The sequence below is a fragment of the Bradyrhizobium sp. Ken64 genome, from assembly GCF_055807555.1.
The window spans coordinates 1-21835 of the sequence record NZ_JBVVPA010000015.1 but is presented as its reverse complement, the minus strand read 5'-3'; the positions used below and the strand labels follow the sequence as shown (position 1 = coordinate 21835).

Below are 21835 nucleotides of genomic sequence, written 5' to 3'. Positions count from 1 at the left end.
GCCGGACAGAATCATGAAAATCGGTACGCTCCTGACCACCGCTATCGTCTCGCTCTCGACCGTGGGCGGCGGCCTCGCCGTCTACGTCGCCGTGACGAAATACCACACGATGGAGCGGATCACCGAAGCCCAGGGGCGGCTGGCGATCGTTCGCGCCGTCAGCGACATCCCGCGCTACCTCAATCCCGAGCGCGGCTTTTCCACCAACATCCTCTATGGCCCTCCCGCCGTCGACCCGGCGATGCTTGCCGAGCAGGGCAAGCTGCGCAAGCAGACCGATGCCGCCCGTGACAGGATGAACGCGCTGCGCAAGGACCTGCCCGGCCCGTTCGACGACGGCAACACCACCGGCGGCAACATCGACGCCATCAATTCGAAATTCACGTCGCTGCGCGAGGCCATCGACAAGGCGATGTCGGGCCCGCCGGAGGCGCGCAAGGACGCGGCCAAGAAGATCGTCGCCGACAACGCCGTGCTCAACGCCGGCGTGACCGCGCTGCTCAACGAGCAGGTTCGCCGCATGGCGATCCTCAACGGCGACGCCTACCGGCAGGCCAGCTACGCCAACATCGCGATGACGCTGCGCGACGTCGGCGGCTTCAATTCGAGCCTGCATAAGAATCTCGTCGGGGGCAAGAAGCCGGCGACCGACACCGAGAAGGCCGAGATCAGCCGCTCGCAGGGCCGCAACGATCAGATCGTGATGTCGCTGCTGGAGTTGCGCGGCAATCCCGCAACGCCGGCGAACGTCGCCGCCGCACTGGAGAAATTCAACGCGATCTACATCGAGGAGTTCGGCCGCGAGCTCAAGCTGGTGAAGGAGGGTGCGGTCAGCGGCAAGTACGAACACGACATGGACACCTATTACACCGCCACGCAGCGCGGCCTCAGCACCATCATCGAGGTCCGCGACGCCTTTTACGACAACGCCGAGCAGATTCTCGCCGGTGCCTCGGCCGCCGCCCACACCAGCTTCACCGTCGCACTCGCGGGCCTCCTCGCCGTGCTGATCGCCAGCGCCGGCCTCATCGTCACGGTCCGCCGCCGCGTCTGCGCCCCGATCGTCAACCTGACGACGCGGATGTCGCGGCTTGCCGACGGCGAGGTCGCGGAAGAGATTCCCGGTGCCGAGCGTTCCGATGAAATTGGCGCGATGGCCGCGGCTGTCCGGGTCTTCAAGGACAACATGATCCGGGCCGACAGCCTCGCGGCGGAGAAGCAGGCCGAGAACGACGGCAAGATGCGCCGCGCACAGGCGCTCGACGGGATCACCCGCGCGTTCGAAGCCAAGGTCACCGAGCTCGTCGGCGGACTGTCGAAAGCCTCCTCCACCATGGAGAGCACGGCGCAGTCGATGACCTCGACGGCGGCCCAGACCAATAGCCAGGCCGCGGTCGTCGCCGCCGCCTCACAGCAGACATCGAGCAACGTGCAGACCGTCGCAAGCGCCACCGAAGAGCTGACCTCCTCGATCTCGGAGATCGGCCGTCAAGTGGCCCAGTCCACCGAGATCGCGGCCCGCGCCGTCGACAACGCCCGCCGCACCGGCGACACCGCCCGTGCGCTGGCCGAGGGCGCGCAGAAGATCGGTGACGTCGTGACGCTGATCCAGAGCATCGCCGAGCAGACGAATTTGCTGGCGCTGAACGCGACCATCGAGGCCGCCCGCGCCGGCGATGCCGGCCGCGGCTTTGCCGTGGTTGCTGCCGAGGTGAAATCGCTGGCGGGCCAGACCGCCAAGGCGACCACCGAAATCTCCGAGCAGATTTCGGCGATCCAGGCCGCGAGCGACGAGACCGTGACAGCGATCCGCAACGTCGCCGACGTGATCGGCGAGATCGACCAGATCGGCACCGCGATCGCGGCCGCGATCGAGGAACAGGGCTCAGCGACCAAGGAGATCGCCCGCAGCGTCCAGGAGGCCGCGCGCGGCACCCAGGAGGTCAACACCAACATATCTGGCGTGCAGCGCGCCGCCGACGATACCGGTACGGCCGCGAGGGAGGTGCTGGGCGCAGCCGAACAACTCTCGTCGCAGTCACGCGATCTCGCCGGACAGTTCGATCGCTTCCTCGGTGAGGTCAGGTCGGCCTAGCACTCCACATTCGTAGTCCGGATGGAGCGAAGCGTAATCCGGGAATCGTGCCGCAAACACCGTCGGCCCCGGATTGCGCTGCGCTCCATCCGGGCTACGGGACCGTCAATAAGGCGGCGCCTTGCGCGCCCGCTGCGCCTTGGCCGCCTCGATCCACCAGGCGAGATCGTCGGCGAAGCGCGGGAACGAACGTTCGAGCGCCTTGCCGCCCTCGCCGATCGGTTCGCCCGCCTCAGACAGCGTCTGAGCGATCGGGCCGACGCCGATGGTGCTCGACACCACCACCATGCCCATCTCCGACAACGTGCCATGCCAGGCAGTCGAGGCACGCGCGCCGGACAGGCGGCCGGCCGAGTAGCTCACGATCGCGGCGGGACGCCAGAACCACTCCTCGAGGAAGTGGTCGGTGAGATTCTTCAGGCCCGGCTGAATGCCCCAATTGTATTCGCCGGTGACGAACACGAAACCGTCCGCGCCGCGGATCTCTCCGGCCAGCTTCTCCAGCGCCTCGGGTGCGGAGCCCTTGGGATATTCCTTGTACATGCGATCGAGCATCGGCAGGCCGATCGCCTTGGCGTCGATGAACACGACGTCGTCGCCGCGGGCGCGCAGGCGATCGATGACGAAATTCGCGAGGCGGATGCCCATGCGGTCGGAACGGTAGGAACCGTAGAGGACGAGGATGCGATTGCTCATGGCCGGTAGTATAGCACGGATCATCAGACCGGCCGCAACGTTTTGACGCCCTAGTTGCGCCGTCCGCATTCAAGCGTTTGCGACGGTGTCTCGCCGAACTGGTCACGATAGCTTCTGGAGAAGTCGCCGAGATGCCAGAAGCCGAACGCCAGCGCGACGGCCTTGACGCTGTCGGCACCGGCGAGCAGCCGCTGACGCACCAGCCACAGCCGCCGCAGGCGTAGATAGCGGTGCAGGCTCATGCCGCGATAGCGGCGGACGACGTCGTGCATGGTGCGAACGGACAAGCCGAGCGTGCGCGCGATCTCGTCGCTGTAGATGGGCTGCGAGAGGTCGTCGGAAAGCAGCGCGCGGATGTCCTGAAAGACCTTGAATTTCCGCTCGTCATTGGGGCGCAGGGTCCATCGCGCAGGAACGATGCTTTCGAAAATTGCGTCCACAGCGCCGAGCAGGGTCTCCCTCATGGCGGCAGCCTTCAGCGGCACGTCGGGCGCATCGACCGGCTCCGAAGCGGCTGCCAGCACCTCCCGAACCACACCGCGGAGCCGGTTCAAGCCCGCGGCGGTCGTTTCGAAGATGTTGAAGCAGAGGGCTGCTTGTGGCCAGCCGCGATCCGTCACTTCCGGCCTGAACACCACCGAGGCGATTTGCCGCTGCACCTCCTCGATGGTGGTGTAAGCCGCGCCGCCGCTGCCGATGACGATGACGGGTCGTGTGCGCTGCGTGCCGTTGAATCGCACCGGCACGTCCAAATCGTCCATCGTGAATCCGATCGCGGTACAATTCTCGACGAGCTGTGCGTCGACGACCCGCGGAAATGCCCGCGTCAGATTCACGTCGCAGCCGGGCAGCGACAGAATGGTCTGCTCGGCCGAAATCCTCCGTACGAAAGGCGTGAACTCGAAGTTCAGGCCTCGAATGGCACTTCGAAAGTCATCGACGTCGGTGAAACGAAATACCTTCGGCGCCAGCGTCGGCGCATCATCAGTTCTGTTCATGGCAAATGTGAAACTTCGCGTCGCAACACACGCGCGTCCAGCGACGATGCCGGCCCAACTTCCCCGTTCCGGTGTCCCTTAAGTCTGAAAGAATCACTTCGAACTATGTTGACCAGTTGGCGAGCGTCGAAGTCCAAGGACAAGCCGGCGCATCAAATCTCGCCAATTTTCGATAGCGTTTTCCGTGTACCCAGCGGTGCACATATACCTAGACGAGCAAAATCCAAATTTCAAATTAACGTCTGTCGAGCGGAATAGGCGCAGTTCTATAGTCCAAATTAATTTTAGGTCAGGCTCCTGCCATGATGGCAAATTCGCCTGCTGATATTCTTGCTGAATTGGAAGAGACGGTCGCAACGTGCCCGGCGGAGCGTTGCGCACGCATTCTCTCCGGCATGGTGCAGTTGCTCATTGGCAGCCGTGACCAGTGCCGGGAATTGCTCAGCAACGTGGTCGACGGTGTTCTGCTGCGATTGACGGAACGGGTCGAGACCAGCGCACTGGTTCAGCTCAGCACGGCGCTCGCCGAGCTTGACATCGCCCCTCCCGAAACATTGTGGCGTCTCGCCTCGCACGATAATCCGGACGTGGCATGTCCTGTGTTGCTCAGGTCGCGCGCACTTTCCGCAGCAGATCTCGAGGCTGTCATTGACTCCCGTGGCGAGTGGCATCGACGCGCAATCGCCGCCCGCAGCGACATCGCGCCGACCGTGACCGAAGCGTTGATCAAGCACGGCGGCCCGATCTGCCTTGCCCTGATCAAGAACCCGGGAACGAAATTCTCCGACGCAGCCTATGCAGCGCTGATTGCCAGGGCCGACCGGGACGGCGAGATCGCGAAGGCGCTGGTGCTCCGGCCCGGTACGCCCGACCTGGTCGTGCGCAAGCTGCTCTCCGCCCCCCCAGCCCGGAAGGCACCGGCCCCGTCCGCCGCGGCGTCGGTGCCGGAAGCGGAGCCGGCTCCGCCAAAGCGGCCTTGCCGGGCCGAGTATGCAAGCGCGAGGCCGGAGATCGTCGCCCTCAACCGCATCGGCAAACTCAACGATTCCACGGTGAACCGTTTTGCGATCCGTGGCGAGACGGCCAATCTGTTCACGGCACTGTCGGTGCTTTCAGGGGCGCCGCTCGAAATCATCGAGCATGTCGTGAGCGATGACGATTGCGAGGGGCTGGTCATGGCGTGCCGGGCGTCGCGGCTGAACTGGCAGACCACCCTTACCATCCTGAGCAACCGCAGCGGAAAAAGGCTCTCCTATTCTGAACGCGAGCGCGCGCAACGGATCTTCGAGACGCTGCTTCTGTCCACCAGCCAATGGACAGTGCGATGGGGGCAAATAGCGGCAAGCGCCAACACGAGCGATCCGGCAAATTGCGGCGCGAAGATGGGGGTTAGCCGATGAAGTTCGACGGTCGCAAAGCGCAGCGCGTGAAAATGGATCACAAGCAGCCCGTCAATCTGATGGGCTCGGACGGCACTTGGCGGCGCAGTTGCGTTTTGCTCGACATATCGCAAAGCGGTGCGAAGATCGAGGTCGAGGGCACGCTCGACGTGCTCCAGGCCAAGGAATTCTTCCTGCTGCTGTCCTCGACGGGGCTCGCCTACCGGCGCTGCGAACTGGTCTGGATCGACGGCACCACCGCCGGCGTGCACTTCGTCACCGCAGACGGCAAGAAGAAACCGGCAGCCGCTGTGCAGGCTGCCGCTCAGAGCAAATAGGCCCAAGGATTCATCAGCCCTAATTAACTCCAACATGATTCAGGTCAACCGTGCAGAACGCGCGAACTATATCCCGCCCCGTCAAAGGCGACGGCGGCATCCGAGAGAAGGAAGCGGCACGCCCGTTCGTGCATGTGCTGGCTGATTCCTCGGACAAATTATCGAGCGTCTGTTCGATTCTCGAGCAACGGTTTGCCGTCGCAGGCGAACGGCTCGACGCGGAAGCCAAGCTGTCCCAGGTGCCGTTCGCGATCGTCATCCGTGCGGAATTGCGTGACGTCCACACCATTGCGGCCATCAAGAAACGAGCCGTAAAGCTCGCGAAGGCAACGAAGCGCATCTTCCTGGTCGAGCACGCCTCTCACATGAGTATCTCGCAGGCTTACGCGCTCGGGGCCACGCTCGTCCTTCCCGGGACGATCGACAAGATCAAGCTGCTGGCGGCGCTGGTTGATCCCGCCGAAGAGGCGTCTGCATCCTCAGGTCACGCGGCGCAGTCGGACAATGCAGTCGAGACCGCGGCGACCGCCATCGCGTCGATGTTCACCTCGGTGACATCGGGCCAGCCGGTCGACGTCAACGGCGCCAGAGAAGCCGGCCGCCAGATCGCCGATCGCATCAGCCAGCATGGCCTGTCGGAATGGCTCACGACGGTGCGGCGCCATCACGAGGGGACCTATCAGCATTGCCTCCTCGTCACCGGCGTCGCCATCGATTTCGGCCTGAGCCTCGGCGTCGGCAGGTCAGATCTGGAGCGGCTATACACGGCGGCCATGTTCCACGACATCGGCAAGGCCCGGATCCCGCTTGCCATCCTCGACAAGCCCGGCCGTCTCGATCCGGAGGAACGTGCCATGATCGAGACTCACCCGGCAGCGGGCTACGATTTTCTGAAAGACCACGACGATATCTCGCCGGAGATCCTCGATGCCGTGCGGCATCATCACGAATATCTCGACGGCAGCGGCTACCCGGATGCGCTCGGGGCCGAGAGCATTGGCGACATCGTGCGGATTCTCACGATCTCGGACATCTTCGCGGCCCTGATCGAATATCGGCACTACAAGCCGACGCTGCCACGCGGCGAGGCCTATGAGATCCTATGCGGGATGAGCGGAAAGTTGGAGAAGGCGCTGCTGACCGCGTTCAGGCAGGTCGCGCTCACGAGGTGATCGCAGCGACCCGTCTCGACCCCAGTCTAGTGCGCGGCGCGATGTCTGGTGCGGCGCGGAACAGTTCGGCAGGCGAGCCCTTCGGCCAGCAGCTTCATGTCCTCGTGCCGGCCGCTGCGGATCATCCGGCCGAACTCTTCGGGTGTGAAAGGAAGACTTGGATCATCATCGATCGGTCGCCGCACTCGCGGGCCGAAGAACCGTCGAACCAGGCTAGCCAGCCGCCGCATATCAATTCCCTCGCGCCAGCATCAAACCTTTCAGTCCGCACATTGTTCCTCCTGCACGATCGAGATTGCAAGAGGCCGCCGAGCGGTCCGCACCAAAAAAATTCGGCGAGAGAATAATCTCCTCTGCCTGCACTACTCGGCGAATCCGACGTAGCGCACGAAATCGTCGTTACCCTCGCGATCGGAGCGAACGGCGTTCGCGGCAAAGTTGTCGTCGGGATAGCCCATCGCGACGCAGGTCATGATCACCTCGTCCTCCGGAATGTTCGCAACCTCGCGCACGATGTCGGAGCGCATGATGCCCTGCCCGTTGATCACCGAGCCGAGCCCGCGGTCCCAGGCCGCGAGCACGATGCCGTAGCAGAGCGCACCCAGATCGAAATGGCAGACCGCGCCGGGATCGAGCACGCGGTCATAAGTCAAGACCAGCGAGACCGGCGCGTCGAACTGGCGGAAGCCGCGCAGCACCCAGTCCTGCCGCATCGGTTTGTCGTCGCGCGCGATCCCCATCGCGCCGAATAGTTTCTTCGCCACGTCGACTTGCCGCGTCCGGTGCACGCCCTGGTACTCGCCGTGGCTGACGATGTCGCGCTTGACCTTGGCGCCGGCAACCATTTCCTCCATGTTGCGTCGGCGCAGCTGTTCCAGCGGACCGCCTGTGAGCACGTGGACGTGCCAGGGCTGAGTGTTCATCGACGACGGCGCACGCTTGGCGCTGTCGATGATCGCCTCGATCACCGCGCGCGGCACCGGCTCGTTCCTGAAGCCGCGCACGCTGCGGCGCGACTGGACCAGCGTTTCGAATTCCACCTTAAGACCTCCCTGCCCGTTCATCCCATGGCATTGCATTCCCCGACATTCCACATGCGAGCGGTTGCCGATGGGGCGCGTAATATTTATGCTAACCCGCAAGCAAGACCAAGAACCCTGTGAGGATCCCCATGAAAGCCAACATGGCCGCGCCGCTCGACCCCGTCATCGCCCAGATCATTCCGCTGCTGCCGATGCGCGATGCCACGACCATGACGCCACAGAGCGCACGCGATTCCTTGCGCGCACTGGCTGCCTCGCGCGCGGCCATACCGCCGCCACCGGTCGACATCGTCGCGGATATCAAGGTGAAAGGCGGCGCCGGCCCGCTCGATGCACGTGTCTACCGGGTCGGCACCACGCCGGCGCCGACCGTGGTGTTCTTCCATGGCGGCGGCTGGGTCGCGGGCGACCTCGAGACCCACGACCGGCAAGCACGCAACCTTGCGATCGAGACCGGCGCGGTCGTCGTCTCCGTCGACTATCGGCGCCCGCCCGAAACACGCTTTCCCGGCGCGTTCGAGGACGCCTTTGCCGCAGTCAGCGACGTGTTTGGCCGCGTCGCGGAATTTGGCGGCGATGCAAAACGCTTCGGCGTTGCCGGCGACAGCGCCGGCGGCAATCTCGCAGCCACCACCGCGATCGCCTGCCGCGACGCCGGAATCAAGCTCGCCGCGCAACTCCTGGTCTACCCCGTGACCGACGTCCTCGGGAGTTATGCGGACGCGCGCGAGAACGCACGCTTCCCCTCGCGCGCCGAGAATGCCGAAGGCTACTTTCTCTCACGCGCGGTAATGGAGTGGTTTTGCGGCCATTATCTCGCCGATCCCTCGCACGCGACCGACTGGCGCGTTTCACCGCTGCGCGCGACTTCGCTTGCCGGCGTCGCGCCCGCGATCGTCACCACCGCCTGGTTCGATCCCCTCCGCGACGAGGGCACAGCCTATGCACGCGCGCTGGAAGCCGCCGGTGTGCCGGTGAAGCATCATGAAGGTCCCGGCCTGATCCACGGCTATTTCGGCCTCGGCGACGCCTCCGAGGTGGCGCGGGCTGAAGCGCAGCACGCACGCGCGGACTTCAAGGCGCTTCTCGCGCGGGGCGTATGATCGGCTAGGCGCTCCCCGCCCGTTGCGCGTCGGTGTGCCCCCAAGTCTGGTCCCAATCCTGACCGGCGGCATCGACGACCCGGCCGTCGGCTTCGAAGAACTTGTTCGGCACCTGGAAGATCGCCAGGATCAGGGCGCCCTCCGGGCACCAGGCCGCATGCCGGCTGCCCGCCTCGCGCCAGATGAATTCGCCGGCCTTGCAGGCAATCCCCTTGGCCGGCCCCTCGTTGTCGACGAGAGCGCCCTCGATGACATAACTCTGCTCGACGCCGACATGCTCGTGATCGGGCAGCACCGACCCAGGTGCAAAGCGCATCAAGGCCGTCATCAGACCGCTGTTGCGATCGAACAGCAGCGTTTTGGCCTCGCAGCCGGGAAAGCGCGTCTTCTGCCATTCCATCTCTTGCGGTCGAACCAGGTGAGAATGCCGGTCAGAAGCGGCATCCGGCAAGTTCACGATCAGGGTCTCCATCACGATGCTCCCTCCGGCTAAACTCGCCCGAAGCTAGCAGCATCGGCCGTCCCGGTCAGCGAGCAGTGCAGCAGGCGCCGCTGGCCCTGTCGCACCCGCGTCCGAAAAATCGCCAGGAAGACCGGCCGGCAGGCGCTCATCCAGCTTGATTGCGCCACGATTCCCGGCTCCAATCCGCGCGCCATTTCTGGTTTAGGGAGACAATTATGATGAAGCGGATTTTCCTGGCTGCGATCGTTGCCATTTTTGCAGCGGGTTCGGCCTTCGCGGACGACACCTGCGAAAGCAAGGCCGTCGGCAAGGACGGCAAGGCCTTGGCTGGTGCCGCCAAGACCTCGTTCATGAAGAAGTGCAAGGCCGACGCCTGCGCGCCCAAGGCCGTCAGCGCCGAGGGCAAGCCGCTCGCCGGCGCCGCCAAGAACAGCTTCATGAAGAAGTGCGAGATGGGCGCGTAAGGCGCCGCGAATTCGCTGCTGCTTTAGCGAGCAATCGCCAGACGAACACTGTTATGGCCGGGCTTGTCCCGGCCATTCGCGTTTGTGCTTACAATGCCGGCGTCCAGACCAAATCATCCGAAAGCAGCGTCGCCCTAGACAGGAGCTCTCGACTGACCGATCATGCGGTGCTGAGCGAAGCGGGGCGCATCGACAAGGCTTTCTGGGAAAGGGAACGTCAAGATGTGGCAACCTCGAGTGCGTCATCACTTCATCGCGGCAATGAGCATGCTCTTCGCGCTGCTCATCGGACTTGAAGCCGCGAACGCGCGGGGCCCGGGACTGCCCAACGTCATGGTGCTCGCAACCGGCGGCACCATCGCCGGCAGCGGGGCGAGCAGCACCACCGTGGTCGGCTACACCGCCGCCACGGTGGGCATCGAGACCCTCCTGAACGCCGTCCCCGAACTGAAAACGGTGGCTAACGTCAAAGGCGAGCAGGTTTTCCAGATCGCCAGCGAGAACATGAACAATGACTACTGGCTCAAGCTTGCCAAGCGCGTCAACACGCTGCTCGCGCAGGACGACGTCGATGGCATTGTGATCACGCACGGGACCGATACGATCGAGGAAACCAGCTATTTTCTGGACCTCGTCGTCAAGAGCAAGAAACCTGTCGTCGTCGTCGGCGCGATGCGGCCGTCAACGGCGATCAGCGCGGATGGGCCGATCAACCTCTTTAATGCGGTGATCCTCGCGGGTAGTCACGAGGCCGTCGGCAAGGGCGTGCTCGTTGCTCTCAACGATCAGATCAACGCGGCTCGCGACGTCACCAAGAACAACACCTCGACGGCGGACACCTTCCGCACGCCGGAACTCGGCTTTCTCGGCTACATGCAGGGCAACAAGCCATACTTCTATCGTCAATCGACGCGCCGGCACACCGCGGACTCCGAATTCGACGTCTCCAGCCTCGATGTCCTGCCGCAAGTCGACATCGTCTACGGCTACGCCAACATGAACCGGGTTGCGATCGACGCGTTTGTCGCCGCCGGCGCCAAGGGGATCGTGCATGCCGGCGTCGGTGACGGCAGCCTGGCCCGGCCCGCGGTCGAGCCAGCGCTCGATGAGGCCCGCAAGAAGGGCGTCGTGATCGTGCGCAGCAGCCGTGTCGGAAACGGCATCGTCGCGCGCAACGGCGAGGCCAAGGACGACGAGCACGACTTCGTCGTCTCGGATACGCTCAATCCTCAAAAGGCGCGCATTCTGCTGATGCTGGCACTGACCAAGACGACCGACACCAAGGAAATCCAGCGGATGTTCTACACTTACTAGAGCGTCCGGTCGCCCTACTCCCGTTTGAAACGGTAATCAAAGGCGGCGCCGAGCGGCTTGATCAGCCCGACCGTCGGCGCCGGAAAATGGACAGGCAGGATCAGCGTGTCGGTGTCGGCGACGGAAGCAAAGAACTTTCGCCGCGACACGGCCGACTGCTTCGCATCCCAATCCGGCTTGGCCGACCAGTCCGGCTCGCGGCACTGGATCTGGTGATGCATGAGGTCGCCGGCGACCACCGCGCGTTGCCCCTTCGAGAAGATGTTCACGCAGCAATGGCAGGGCGAATGCCCCGGCGTCGGCGTCAGCGTGACGGTGTCGTCGAGCGCGTAGTCGTCATCGACCAACAGCGCCTGTCCGGCCTCGACGATCGGCAGGCAATTGTCGCGAAACACGGTGCCGGGCGGGTTGCTGCCCTTGGCGTGCTCGGCCTCCCAGGCCGCATATTCACCCTTGTGGAAGACGTATTTCGCATTCGGAAAATTCGGCACCCAACGGCCGTCGCGCAAGGTCGTATTCCAGCCGGTGTGGTCGATGTGAAGATGCGTGCAGAAGACGTAGTCGATCTGCTCGAAAGAGATGCCGAGCGCGAACAGCTCGTTGCGCCAGCGCTCCTTGCCCGGAAAATCGAACGGCGGCGGATGGCCCTTGTCCTCGCCGGTGCAGGTGTCGACCAGAATGGTGTGGCGCGGCGTGCGCACCACGAAGGTCTGATAGGTGATCACCATCATGCCGCGCGCGGCATCGAACACCTCCGGCTCCATCGTCGGCAGATGGTGCCCGAACACACCCTCGTCATAGGCCGGAAAAAAATCCTGCGGCCGCCGCCACGGCCCCTCCCGCTCGATCACCGCGTCGATGGTGATGTCGCCGATGCGCAGTTGTTTCATGATTGCTTTCGCTCCCTTTTTTGAGGAAGCGTAGCGGCAGCACCCTCAACGAGCAAGCGAGCGAGCACATTGCAATATACATAATTTGGTTGTAGCCCGGATGGAGCGAAGCGTAATCCGGGAAGGTGCTCGCGTGGTTCGCTATCGGCGCAATCTTCTTCCTGGCAGGACCTTCTTCTTCACGGTTTTGCTGTATGATCGACGATCGTCCGCGTTGGTCGATCATGTAGACAAGCTGCGCCACGCGTTCCGAACGGTGCGCGCTGAAAGGCCGTTCGAGATCGAAGCGGTTGCGGTCCTGCCGGATCACCTGCATGTCATATTGACGCTGCCCGATGCAGACTCCGATTTCTCCGGCCGATGGCGACGCATCAAGAGTATCTTCACGCATCAACTGGCCACTTCAGGCGCTCCCATCACCCGCAACCATCGAGGCGAGTTCTCTCTGTGGCAACGGCGATTTTGGGAACACACCATTCGCGACGATGCGGACTTTGAACGCTGCGCCGACTACATCCATTTTAACCCGGTCAAGCATGGCCTCGTCGCGTCGCCGGCAGACTGGCCACATTCATCGCTCCATCGCTACGTCCGCAAAGGGGTGCTTCCGCCCGGTTGGGGAGGATCTGGAGAGATTGTTGGCACCTTCGGTGAACGCGAAGACTGACCCGGATTGCGCTGCGCTCCATCCGGGCTACAGCCCATCGCTACGACCGCAACCCCGGCGCTTCCTGCCCTGTGCGCGCGACATATTCGGTGTAGCCGCCGCCAAACTGGTGGATACCCTCGGGCGTCAGCTCCAGCACGCGGTTCGACAACACGCTAAGAAAATGCCGGTCATGCGAGACGAACAGCATGGTGCCCTCGAAATCCGACAGCGCCGCGATCAGCATCTCCTTGGTGGCGAGATCGAGATGGTTGGTCGGCTCGTCCAGCACCAGAAAGTTCGGGGGATCGAACAGCATCTTCGCCATCACCAGGCGCGCCTTCTCGCCGCCCGACAGCACGCGGCAGCGCTTCTCGACGTCGTCGCCGGAGAAGCCGAAGCAGCCTGCGAGCGCGCGCAGGGAGCCCTGCCCCGCGGTCGGAAACGCATATTCGAGCGACTCGAACACCGTCTGCTCGCCGTCGAGCAAATCCATCGCATGCTGCGCGAAATAGCCCATCTTGACGCTGCCGCCGACCGCCACGGTGCCCTCGTCCGGCTCGCTCGCACCGGCGACGAGCTTGAGCAGTGTCGATTTTCCGGCGCCGTTGACGCCCATCACGCACCAGCGCTCCCTGCGACGGATCATGAAATCGAGCCCGTCATAGATCCGCTTGCTGCCGTAGCCCTTGAACACCTGCTTGAGCGCAACGACGTCCTCGCCCGAGCGCGGCGCGGCCGGAAAGTCGAACGCCACCGTCTGGCGGCGGCGCGGCGGCTCGACCCGCTCGATCTTGTCGAGCTTCTTCACCCGGCTCTGAACTTGAGCCGCATGAGAGGCGCGCGCCTTGAACCGCTCGATGAACTTGATCTCCTTGGCGAGCATGGCCTGCTGGCGCTCGAACTGCGCCTGTTGCTGCTTCTCGCTCAGCGCCCGCTGCTGCTCGTAGAACTCGTAATTGCCGGCGTAGGTGGTGAGCGATCCGGAATCGATCTCCACCACTTTCGAGATCACGCGGTTGATGAACTCGCGGTCGTGCGAGGTCATCAGCAGCGTGCCTTCGTAATCGTGCAAGAACTTCTCCAGCCAGATCAGGCTTTCCAGATCGAGATGGTTGCTGGGCTCGTCGAGCAGCATGACGTCGGGACGCATCAAGAGGATGCGGGCGAGCGCCACGCGCATCTTCCAGCCGCCGGAGAGTTTTCCGACGTCGCCGTCCATCATCTCCTGGCTGAAGCCGAGGCCGGACAGAGCCTCGCGCGCACGGCCGTCGAGCGCGTAGCCGTCGAGCTCCTCGAACGCGTGCTGCACCTCGCCGTAGCGCGCGATGATCTCGTCCATCTGGTCGGCCTTATCAGGGTCGGCCATCGCGGTCTCGAGCTCGCGCAACTCGGCCGCCACCGCACTCACCGGTCCCGCTCCGTCCATGACCTCGGCCACGGCGCTGCGGCCGGCCATCTCGCCGACGTCCTGGTTGAAATAGCCGATGGTAATGCCGCGGTCGGTCGAGACCTGCCCCTCGTCGGGCAGTTCCTCGCCGGCGATCATCCGGAACAGCGTGGTCTTGCCCGCGCCGTTCGGGCCGACGAGCCCGATCTTCTCGCCCTTGTTGAGGGCGGCGGAGGCTTCGATGAACAGGATCTGGTGGCCGGCTTGCTTGCTGACGTTGTCGAGGCGGATCATGGGGTCTTTTTGGGGGATTGTTGCGTTGCAGCGTCAATAGGCCATGCGGGCCGCCAGGGGAAGCCCGGCCGCGCCCGGATCAGCCCTGTCCGCCGCCAAATTCGCGCAATTCGACCCGCAGCTTAGGCTTTGTAGACCTCCACGGTCTGCATCATGCCCATCTCCTCATGGTTCATCATGTGGCAGTGGAGCATGTAGACACCGGTGAAATCGATGAAGCGCGAGCGGAACACGATCACTCCGCCCTTGCGCTCCACGATCACGGAATCCCGCCATTCCGGCACCGCCAGCGCCTTACCATTGGCCGATATCACCTGGAACGGGTTGGTATGGATGTGGAACACGTGGTCGTCATGCTCATGCGTGTTGACGATGGTCCACTCCTCGACCGCGCCCAACTTGACCCGCTGATCGATGCGGGCGGGGTCGAACTTCTTGCCGTCGACGAAGAACGCGAATTCCTGCCAATGGCCGGCGGCGTCGGCCTCGGGCGCGGTCGCCGACAGCACCACCTTGCGGCGGTTGGTGATCTCGGAATCCTTGATGGTCGCGAGCGGCGCCGGCGGCAGGGCGCGCGGCAGCTTCATGTCCATCGGCGCGCCTGAGACCACCACGCGCGCCAGCGGTCCGACCGGCGACGGATGGCCCTGGTCGTAGGGCGCCGCGTTGAAGGCGTAGGCGCCGGGGCTGCCTGCCTTCACCAGAATATCGGCGCGCTGGCCGGGCGCGATCAGGACCTGCTTGAGCGGCTGCATGGCGCCGAGCTGGATGCCGTCATAGGCGATCGCATGCAGATCGTGCTTTTCCAGGTCGAGCAGCATGTCGTCCTGATAGGCGGCATTGAGGATGCGCCAGCGCTGCACCTCGCCGGGCCGCATCTCGATCATTGGCCGGCGCTGGCCATTGATGGCGAGAAAGCGCGTCGCAGTCTCGGGAAACAGCGTCTCGAAATTTTCGACCATGCCGCTGGAATCGTAGACCACCTGGGTCAGCACCATGAGCCGTTCGCGGGCTGTGGCGATCTCGGGGACGTCGGCGAAATCACCTTCGATGACGACGGCGCCCACCATGCCGGAGGACATCTGGATGTCGGCGCTGCCGTGGTGATGCGGGTGATACCAATAGGTGCCCTTGGTGTGATCCGCCGGCAGGGTGATTTCGATGTTGTAGCTGCGGCCCGGCGCCATCGAGCGCATGACGTTGTCGGAAATTCCGCTCGGGCTGGTATGCGCGCCGTGGAAGTGGAAATTGGTGTTGTTGAACTGGTGCGGATGGCTGATGTCGGCCGGCAATCCATCGCGGTTCGGCGGCAAATCGTTGATCATCTTGATGCGCAGGGTTTCGCCGGGCTTCATGCGCAGGGTCGGGCCGGGGCTGCCGCCCTCATAGGATCTGACATAGAGCCTGACGCCGCCGATCTGGCGATAGGCGTAGCCGACCCGCAACGTCGTGCTCAGCACGCCATTGACGGACCGCCGCACCTCCGGCTCGACCAGCGCTTGGTCCATGGCAGGAACGGGCGTTTCAGCGACCAGCCCCATGCTCGGCGACATGTCCGCGCTGTGGGACGTGCCCGCATGGTCGTGCACGGCGTGCTGGGCATTCGCCGCACCTGCGAACAGCGACAACGCGCCGGCTTTGAGACCGCAATCCAGCAATTGGCGGCGCGACAATGTCGTCGTGCCCATTGCGCCGGTTGCTGAAGACGCACCGTTCGGATCCTGCTGCATTTGAATTGCGCCCCCTGTTGCCGGACCGTCTTCCGTTCGATTCGAGTTTAAAGCAAGCACGAACCACAATTCGAAGCGCAAGAGCACCACATTCATTGGTTGTAAAGGTTCTCGCTCCTTCTATCGTCGCATGATGCATCGTGACGGATTCGCGCTGGCGCTCGCCTATGCCCTCCGGACATCGCATGCCGGCCGCATCCCGATGTTCTCGAAACTCTGTACAAGGATATGATCATGGGGCCTTCGCGACGTGAGTTCGTGAAGTGGTTGTCGGCGGGAGGCATCTCGGTCAGCCTGTCACATCTGGCATCAGCAGCGGGCGTTCCCTTCGCAGCCCACGAGACGCTACCCGGACGCGGCAAGTTCAATCCCGCGACAACCGGCGCCGGCCGTGTCGACGGCGTCGCCAAGGTCACCGGCGCAAAGCTTTACGCCTCCGACTTCCGGGCCAACGACCTGCCGGGTTGGCCGCAGGCCACCTCGCACGCCATCCTGGTCCGCGCCAACGACGCCACGCATGTCTATACCGGGCTGGACCTCGCTCGCCTTGGAGGCGCGCTCAAGCCGTCGATGGTGGTGACTGCCGCCGATCTCGACCGGATCGGGACGCAGGTGCCGGAATTCTATGCGGGCGACCTGTTCTGTCCGATCGGCAAGACGCCGCTCTATCTGGGACAGCCGGTCGCGCTTTTGATCTTCGAAAAGTTCGACGCCTTCGACCGGGCGCGTCTCGCGCTGCGCGACGGCACGTTCGTCCAATTCGGCGAGGAGACCGGCCCTGTCGTCGTCCCCGATTACGGGGCCTTCCGCTTCACCCGCGTGGCAGGTCCCTCGCCTGACAAGCCGGATGTCTATTCGCCGCTCCAGGCCGGCTGGGTCTCGCCCAAGAAGGTGCAGAGCGCGGCGCTGCCGGTGTGGTCGCCGCTCGCCAAGGACATGCCGGCGGATTACGCCAAGGCGGCGAAATATGGCGAGCAGATTCGTGCCGAGCTTGCAGCGGATGACGCATCCATGCTGGTGCTCGACCGCGAGTTCGAGACGCAGTCGGTCGACCCGATGTTCCTGGAGCCGGAATGCGGGCTCGCCTGGTACGACGGCAAGGGCGGCAATCTCGAACTGCTGCTTGGCGTACAGTCGCCCTACGAGGCGGCGGAGTCGATCGCGCATCTCTTGGCCAAGGCCCGGGCGCCCTACAAGCCAACGCACATCAACGCGCAGTTCGCCCATGTCGGCGGCGGCTTTGGTGGCCGCGATCACACGCCTTTCATTCTCTATGTGGCGCTCGCGGCGATCTGCTTTCCCGGCAAGCCGGTGCGGCTGGCGCATGACCGCTACCAGCAGTTTCAGGCCGGCATCAAGCGCCATTCGATCAAGATGCGCTCGCGCATCGGCATCGATCGCGCGACCGGCAAGATCAAGGCGTTCGCCGCCGATCACGTGCTCGACGGCGGCGGGCTCGCCCATTTCTCGGCCAGCGTCGCCGTCGTCGCGGCCACCGGCGCGATCGGCATCTACGACATTCCGAAGGTCGACGTCAGGACCGTCGCTGTGCACTCGCGCGGCGTGAGCGCGGGCTCGATGCGCGGCTATGGCATCCTGCAAGCCATGACGGCGCTGGAGGTCCTGATCGACGAAGCCGCGTCCGAGCTCAAGCGCGATCCGATCGAATTCCGGCGGCGCAATGCGCTGCCGCAGAACGGTCGGACCATGACCGGCAATCCCTACATCGTCTCGGTGCGGACGCCCGAAATCCTCGACAAGCTCGAGAAGCACCCGATCTGGCAGCAGCGGGCGCAGTTCAAGCAGACCTCGTCGGATCGGCTGGTCGGCACCGGCGTCGCCTGCGTGACGAAAGACTATGGCTCCGGCGCGGACGGCTCGCTCGGCCGTGTCGAGCTTGCCCCCGACGGCAGGATCGTGATCTTTTGCGATCATGTCGAGATGGGCAACGGCATCGGGACGGCGCTGGCCAACCGCGTCGCCGGCCATCTTGGCGCCATCGCCGACGAGGTCTCGGTCGCCCGCGTCGACAGCTATGACGTGCTCGGGCTGGTCACGTCGGGCGATCCCTCCACAATGGACCAGAAGACCCAGGATGCCGCGGAGAAAAATCCGCGCTGGGTGCCCGCGATCAGCTCGCCGACAAGCTCCTCGATCGGCGCCCATGTAGGCACGCATTCCGCCGCGGAAGCCGCCCGCGTCATCTTCCGCCTCGGCCTGTGGCCCGCGGCGCTTGAGCTGTGGCGCATCGCAAAGACCGATCCGCGCGCGGGACAATGGGCCGCCGCAAGCTGGCAGAAAGGCCAGCTCACCATGCCCGGCCTCGAACCGCTCGGCCTCCCTGCGCTCGCGGCAACGGCTCATTCGCGCGGCTTCGTCACCGGTGCGGTTGCGCACAGCTTCTCGCGCTGGGAGTGGTCGCGGGCACGCTTCCCGCTGTCCGGCGAGCAGTACCGCGCCGATATCGACGCACTGGCGATCCGCAAAGGCAACGGCAAGTTCGAGCGGATCAACCGCACCAGCGTCAAGTTTCCGCCGACCGACAACAACCGGATCGGCACCGCCTACACCTCGATGTGCGGCACGGTCGTCCGCGTCGAGATCGAGCGCGCAACCGGCGCGCTTCGCATCGCCAAGGCCTATAGCGTTTTCGAATGCGGCACCGCGCTGGTGCCGGAAGTCGTGATGGGTCAGGCCCAGGGCGGCTTCGCCATGGGAGTCGGCTACGCGTTACTCGAAACCCTGCCACCGTTCGAGGGCGGCCCCGGCAACGGCGAATGGAATCTCGGGCGCTATCTGGTCGCACGCGGCTCCGACCTGCCGCTCCGCGATCTCGAAATCGAGATGCTGAAGCCGCAAACGGCAGACGAAGCGCCGAAGGGCATGGCGGAGGTCGTGATGATCCCGATCGTGCCGGCGCTGATCAACGCCATCCACGACGCCACCGGCCATCGCTTCCGTGCGCTGCCGGTCACCGCAAGCCTATTGAAGGGAGTGCTCGCGTGACGACCCTCAGCCTCACCATCAACGGCCAGAAGCACGGTCCGATGGACGTCCGCGACGATCTCTCGATGAATGATTTTCTGCGCGAGATGCTGGGCATGACGGGCACCAAGTTCGGCTGCGGCGCCGCGCAATGCCTGAGCTGCGCCGTCATCGTCGACGCGCCGGACGGCACCAGCACCACCAGCCCGACCTGCGTCGCGCCCGCCGTGAATTTCGACGGCAAGTCGATCCGCACCGTCGAGGGCCACGCCAGGGACGGCGAGCTCTCGACCCTGCAAAAGGCCTTCATCGCGCATTTCGCCTTTCAGTGCGGCTATTGCACCGCCGGCTTCCTCAATGAGGGCCAGGTCTTGCTGGAGCGCCTGTCACGGACACCGGTCGAGCGCGAGGCGCTGGAGCAGACCATCGCGGATACGCTCGACGGTCATCTCTGTCGTTGCACCGGCTACATCAAATATCACGAGGCGGTGCGCGACGTGATCCTCGCCGACTCGAAGCGCTACCTCATGGCCACCAAGTGACACGCATCATGATCTCCGACGTGCGGTTCAAGATCATTGCCGTGGTCGCCGCCCTCGCCGGCAGTCTCGGTGCGGGCTACGCGGCGTCGGAGACGGCAAGCCACGCCCTCGCCTCGCCCGAGAGCTTTGCCTCGATCGGCGACACAGAGAAGCGTTCGGCGGCAATCTTCACCGAGCTCGGCAAGGTGCTGACGCATCCGCGCTGCACCAATTGTCATCCGGCCGGCGACAGGCCGCACCAGGGCGACAATGCCCGCCTGCATCAGCCGCCGGTCACGCGCGGCGCTGACGGCCATGGGCTCGAGGCGATGCGCTGCAACAGTTGCCACCAGAAGGCCAATTTCGAGCCCGGCCGCATGCCCGGCCATCCCGAATGGCATCTCGCGCCGCGCGAGATGGCCTGGGAGGGCAAGACCGTCGGGGAGATCTGCGAGCAGATCAGGGATCCCGCGCGCAATGGCGGGCGCAAGGTGGAGGACCTGATCGACCACATCGGCAAGGACACCCTCGTCGGCTGGGCCTGGAAGCCCGGCTTCGGCCGCTCGCCCGTGCCGGGCACGCAAGCGCAGGCCGGCGCGCTGGTGGAGGCGTGGGTGAAGACCGGAGCGGCTTGCCCGGCGCCGTGACGACATCGAAGCGTCCGTCCCGCGACGGAGTCCAATCGAACTTGTGCGCCGAGCGGCATCACTTCGATAGCGCTGCTTGATCGTTTCCGACGGCACCGCTGCCACCCGAGGAGTTCACGACGCATACGGCTCGTGTGGCTAGGCGAATCGCGCCGAAACGGTCCCGAGCCCGGCGATGTTGGCCTCGAATGCGTCGCCCGGATTCACGGGCACCATCGGCCCCAGCGCTCCGGAGAGAACGACGTCGCCGGCGCGCAGTGGCCGCTTGCGACGGGCCAATTCGCCGGCGAGCCAGGCCATCGCGTTGAGCGGATTGCCGAGGCAGGCGGCGCCCGTCCCCTTCGAGACCACCTCGTCCTTCCTCGTCATCTGCATCTGGAGCGAGCGGAGATCCAAGCCATCCAGCCGTCTGACGGGTCCTCCAAGAACGAAGAGCCCCGACGAGGCGTTGTCGGCGACGGTATCGACGATTCCGATATCCCACTTGGTGATACGGCTGCCGACGATCTCGAGCGCGGGCATCGCATAGGCCACTGCCCGCACGACGTCGGCCACGGTCGGCGTTTCGACCTCGACGTCGCGGTCGAGAAGGAAGGCTACTTCCGCCTCGATCTTCGGCTGCAGGACGCGCCCCGCGGCGACGGGCTCGTCTTCTCCCACGATCATGTCGGCGAAGAGGACGCCGAAGTCCGGGCGATCGACGCCGAGCTGCTTCTGGACCGCGCGCGAGGTCAATCCGATCTTGCTTCCGACGACGCGCCGCCCCTCCTTTTCCCAATGCGCAGTGTTCTCCTGCTGGATGGCATAGGCCGCATCGACATCGAGCTCTGCCAGTTGCGTCCGGATGGGCGCGATCGGGTTGCCGGCGTAAGCTGCTCGGATCCGGGCGGCGAGCTCGCCGTACTTGGTTTGCTGGTTCATCTGAACGATCCTTACTTGCCGGTCCGGAGGAATTCGATGTGGAGGCGATTGAACTGCTCCGCGTCCTCGAACTGAGGCCAGTGGCCGCAGCGGTTCATGACGACGAATTTCGAACCCGGAATCATGTCCGCGATCTGCTTGCCTTCCTCGGGCGTGGCGGTCGGATCATGCGAGGTCCACACGACCATGGTCGGAGCCTTGATCGACCGGTACTGGTCGGCGGTGATCATGTTGGGCCGACGAATTTCCATGTCCTGCAGACACATGATCCGCTTCATCGTGTCGGCGAATCCCGGCTGCGCGTAGATCGCACGACGGGTCTCGATCAGGTCGTCCGAGACCATGCTCTTGTCGCACATCAGGAATTCGAGGCGCGTCTTGATCCGCTCCCATGAGGGATCGGAAGCAGCCTCGTTCGACAGCTTCTTCAGTCGTTCCATCACCTGCGGGTGCGCGGTCCAACCGCCGGCGGTGTTGAGGACCAGTTTCTCCACCACGGCGGGACGATGTACGGCGAGATAGGTCGCGACCCATCCACCCAGCGATTCACCGCTGATCATCGCCTTGTCCCTACCGAGGGTCTTGAGGACGGCGAGCACGTGGCCGGCGTAGTCCTTGACCTGGTAGTCGATCGCGGGCTTGTCGGTCCAACCGTGTCCCAGCATGTCAATGGCAACGAACCAGAAGCTATCGGCATGAGGGCCGAAATTCCTCGAATATGCCTCTGCATGGCCCCCGACGCCGTG

General features: G+C 64.4%; 20 protein-coding genes. 11 read left to right on the top strand and 9 right to left on the bottom strand.

Annotation, left to right across the window (positions count from 1 at the left end):
* Positions 1-13: 13 nt before the first annotated feature.
* Positions 14-2095, top strand: coding sequence for a methyl-accepting chemotaxis protein (locus AC0L2F_RS23215; RefSeq protein WP_473249981.1), 2082 nt, complete (start codon positions 14-16; stop codon positions 2093-2095).
* Positions 2096-2200: 105 nt separating this feature from the next.
* Here the strand turns inward: AC0L2F_RS23215 and AC0L2F_RS23210 are convergent, their stop codons facing one another.
* Together AC0L2F_RS23210 and AC0L2F_RS23205 are read right to left on the bottom strand one after the other, a co-directional pair.
* On the bottom strand, positions 2201-2791 hold the full coding sequence (locus tag AC0L2F_RS23210; protein WP_085353019.1) for an NADPH-dependent FMN reductase: 591 nt from the start codon (positions 2789-2791) through the stop codon (positions 2201-2203).
* 50 nt (positions 2792-2841) lie between these two features.
* Entirely contained in the window at positions 2842-3789 is a 948-nt protein-coding gene (locus AC0L2F_RS23205) for an AraC family transcriptional regulator (RefSeq protein ID WP_473249980.1), read from the bottom strand.
* Between the two features lie 302 nt (positions 3790-4091).
* Here AC0L2F_RS23205 and AC0L2F_RS23200 point away from each other — a divergent pair, with 302 nt between their 5' ends.
* The 3 genes from AC0L2F_RS23200 to AC0L2F_RS23190 are packed head-to-tail and all read left to right on the top strand — an operon-like array spanning position 4092 to position 6678.
* Positions 4092-5189 (top strand): DUF2336 domain-containing protein, encoded by a 1098-nt coding sequence (locus AC0L2F_RS23200; protein ID WP_473249979.1) that lies wholly within the window; start codon positions 4092-4094, stop codon positions 5187-5189.
* Positions 5186-5506, top strand: coding sequence for a PilZ domain-containing protein (locus tag AC0L2F_RS23195; protein WP_473249978.1), 321 nt, complete (start codon positions 5186-5188; stop codon positions 5504-5506). Before AC0L2F_RS23200 ends, AC0L2F_RS23195 begins: the two co-directional genes overlap by 4 nt.
* 50 nt (positions 5507-5556) lie before the next feature.
* Positions 5557-6678, top strand: a complete 1122-nt coding sequence (locus AC0L2F_RS23190) for an HD-GYP domain-containing protein (protein ID WP_063992635.1) — start codon at positions 5557-5559, stop codon at positions 6676-6678.
* Positions 6679-7040: 362 nt separating this feature from the next.
* Here AC0L2F_RS23190 and AC0L2F_RS23185 read toward each other — a convergent pair whose 3' ends face one another.
* Positions 7041-7718 carry a nitroreductase gene (locus tag AC0L2F_RS23185; RefSeq protein ID WP_027517616.1) on the bottom strand — a complete coding sequence of 226 codons (678 nt, stop codon included), beginning with the start codon at positions 7716-7718 and terminating at the stop codon, positions 7041-7043.
* Positions 7719-7861: 143 nt separating this feature from the next.
* Here AC0L2F_RS23185 and AC0L2F_RS23180 point away from each other — a divergent pair, with 143 nt between their 5' ends.
* Positions 7862-8824 (top strand): alpha/beta hydrolase, encoded by a 963-nt coding sequence (locus tag AC0L2F_RS23180; protein WP_035974970.1) that lies wholly within the window; start codon positions 7862-7864, stop codon positions 8822-8824.
* 4 nt (positions 8825-8828) lie between these two features.
* Here the strand turns inward: AC0L2F_RS23180 and AC0L2F_RS23175 are convergent, their stop codons facing one another.
* A complete protein-coding gene (locus AC0L2F_RS23175) occupies positions 8829-9296 on the bottom strand; it encodes a cupin domain-containing protein (RefSeq protein ID WP_007609526.1) in 468 nt (155 codons plus the stop codon).
* 206 nt (positions 9297-9502) lie between these two features.
* Between AC0L2F_RS23175 and AC0L2F_RS23170 the strand changes: the two genes are divergently transcribed.
* Together AC0L2F_RS23170 and AC0L2F_RS23165 are read left to right on the top strand one after the other, a co-directional pair.
* Positions 9503-9751, top strand: coding sequence for a hypothetical protein (locus AC0L2F_RS23170; protein ID WP_473249977.1), 249 nt, complete (start codon positions 9503-9505; stop codon positions 9749-9751).
* A 222-nt stretch (positions 9752-9973) separates the two neighbouring features.
* Positions 9974-11065, top strand: coding sequence for a type II asparaginase (locus AC0L2F_RS23165; protein ID WP_473249976.1), 1092 nt, complete (start codon positions 9974-9976; stop codon positions 11063-11065).
* 14 nt (positions 11066-11079) lie between these two features.
* Here AC0L2F_RS23165 and AC0L2F_RS23160 read toward each other — a convergent pair whose 3' ends face one another.
* Positions 11080-11955 carry an MBL fold metallo-hydrolase gene (locus tag AC0L2F_RS23160; protein WP_473249975.1) on the bottom strand — a complete coding sequence of 292 codons (876 nt, stop codon included), beginning with the start codon at positions 11953-11955 and terminating at the stop codon, positions 11080-11082.
* A 133-nt stretch (positions 11956-12088) separates the two neighbouring features.
* On the opposite strand from AC0L2F_RS23160, the gene AC0L2F_RS23155 reads away from it, so the two are divergent.
* Entirely contained in the window at positions 12089-12622 is a 534-nt protein-coding gene (locus AC0L2F_RS23155; RefSeq protein WP_473249974.1) for an REP-associated tyrosine transposase, read from the top strand.
* 40 nt (positions 12623-12662) lie between these two features.
* On the opposite strand, the gene AC0L2F_RS23150 is transcribed toward AC0L2F_RS23155, so the two are convergent.
* On the bottom strand, positions 12663-14285 hold the full coding sequence (locus AC0L2F_RS23150) for an ABC-F family ATP-binding cassette domain-containing protein (protein WP_007609520.1): 1623 nt from the start codon (positions 14283-14285) through the stop codon (positions 12663-12665).
* Positions 14286-14407: 122 nt separating this feature from the next.
* On the bottom strand, positions 14408-16015 hold the full coding sequence (locus AC0L2F_RS23145; RefSeq protein ID WP_473249973.1) for a multicopper oxidase family protein: 1608 nt from the start codon (positions 16013-16015) through the stop codon (positions 14408-14410).
* Positions 16016-16249: 234 nt separating this feature from the next.
* On the opposite strand from AC0L2F_RS23145, the gene AC0L2F_RS23140 reads away from it, so the two are divergent.
* From AC0L2F_RS23140 to AC0L2F_RS23130, 3 genes are read left to right on the top strand one after another with little or no spacing between them, the layout of a single operon-like run.
* Complete coding sequence (locus AC0L2F_RS23140) at positions 16250-19021, top strand: xanthine dehydrogenase family protein molybdopterin-binding subunit (RefSeq protein ID WP_473249972.1); 2772 nt, start codon at positions 16250-16252, stop codon at positions 19019-19021.
* Entirely contained in the window at positions 19018-19542 is a 525-nt protein-coding gene (locus AC0L2F_RS23135) for a (2Fe-2S)-binding protein (protein WP_473249971.1), read from the top strand. Before AC0L2F_RS23140 ends, AC0L2F_RS23135 begins: the two co-directional genes overlap by 4 nt.
* Before the next feature lie 8 nt (positions 19543-19550).
* Entirely contained in the window at positions 19551-20168 is a 618-nt protein-coding gene (locus tag AC0L2F_RS23130) for an Isoquinoline 1-oxidoreductase subunit (protein ID WP_473249970.1), read from the top strand.
* Between the two features lie 138 nt (positions 20169-20306).
* Here AC0L2F_RS23130 and mhpD read toward each other — a convergent pair whose 3' ends face one another.
* Together mhpD and AC0L2F_RS23120 are read right to left on the bottom strand one after the other, a co-directional pair.
* On the bottom strand, positions 20307-21089 hold the full coding sequence (mhpD, locus tag AC0L2F_RS23125) for a 2-keto-4-pentenoate hydratase (RefSeq protein WP_473249969.1): 783 nt from the start codon (positions 21087-21089) through the stop codon (positions 20307-20309).
* An 11-nt stretch (positions 21090-21100) separates the two neighbouring features.
* A partial coding sequence (locus AC0L2F_RS23120) for an alpha/beta fold hydrolase (RefSeq protein ID WP_473249968.1) occupies positions 21101-21835 on the bottom strand: 735 nt, incomplete at its 5' end.

Excerpts from the sequence above, each read along its gene's own strand:
- AC0L2F_RS23200 (WP_473249979.1), top strand. The coding sequence starts at position 4,092 with ATGATGGCAAATTCGCCTGCTGATATTCTTGCTGAATTGGAAGAGACG.
- AC0L2F_RS23170 (WP_473249977.1), top strand. The coding sequence starts at position 9,503 with ATGATGAAGCGGATTTTCCTGGCTGCGATCGTTGCCATTTTTGCAGCG.
- AC0L2F_RS23195 (WP_473249978.1), top strand. The coding sequence starts at position 5,186 with ATGAAGTTCGACGGTCGCAAAGCGCAGCGCGTGAAAATGGATCACAAG.
- AC0L2F_RS23210 (WP_085353019.1), bottom strand. The coding sequence starts at position 2,791 with ATGAGCAATCGCATCCTCGTCCTCTACGGTTCCTACCGTTCCGACCGC.
- AC0L2F_RS23180 (WP_035974970.1), top strand. The coding sequence starts at position 7,862 with ATGGCCGCGCCGCTCGACCCCGTCATCGCCCAGATCATTCCGCTGCTG.
- AC0L2F_RS23145 (WP_473249973.1), bottom strand. The coding sequence starts at position 16,015 with ATGCAGCAGGATCCGAACGGTGCGTCTTCAGCAACCGGCGCAATGGGC.
- mhpD (WP_473249969.1), bottom strand. The coding sequence starts at position 21,089 with ATGAACCAGCAAACCAAGTACGGCGAGCTCGCCGCCCGGATCCGAGCA.
- AC0L2F_RS23130 (WP_473249970.1), top strand. The coding sequence starts at position 19,551 with ATGATCTCCGACGTGCGGTTCAAGATCATTGCCGTGGTCGCCGCCCTC.
- AC0L2F_RS23140 (WP_473249972.1), top strand. The coding sequence starts at position 16,250 with ATGGGGCCTTCGCGACGTGAGTTCGTGAAGTGGTTGTCGGCGGGAGGC.
- AC0L2F_RS23165 (WP_473249976.1), top strand. The coding sequence starts at position 9,974 with ATGTGGCAACCTCGAGTGCGTCATCACTTCATCGCGGCAATGAGCATG.
- AC0L2F_RS23160 (WP_473249975.1), bottom strand. The coding sequence starts at position 11,955 with ATGAAACAACTGCGCATCGGCGACATCACCATCGACGCGGTGATCGAG.
- AC0L2F_RS23215 (WP_473249981.1), top strand. The coding sequence starts at position 14 with ATGAAAATCGGTACGCTCCTGACCACCGCTATCGTCTCGCTCTCGACC.
- AC0L2F_RS23150 (WP_007609520.1), bottom strand. The coding sequence starts at position 14,285 with ATGATCCGCCTCGACAACGTCAGCAAGCAAGCCGGCCACCAGATCCTG.
- AC0L2F_RS23175 (WP_007609526.1), bottom strand. The coding sequence starts at position 9,296 with ATGGAGACCCTGATCGTGAACTTGCCGGATGCCGCTTCTGACCGGCAT.
- AC0L2F_RS23205 (WP_473249980.1), bottom strand. The coding sequence starts at position 3,789 with ATGAACAGAACTGATGATGCGCCGACGCTGGCGCCGAAGGTATTTCGT.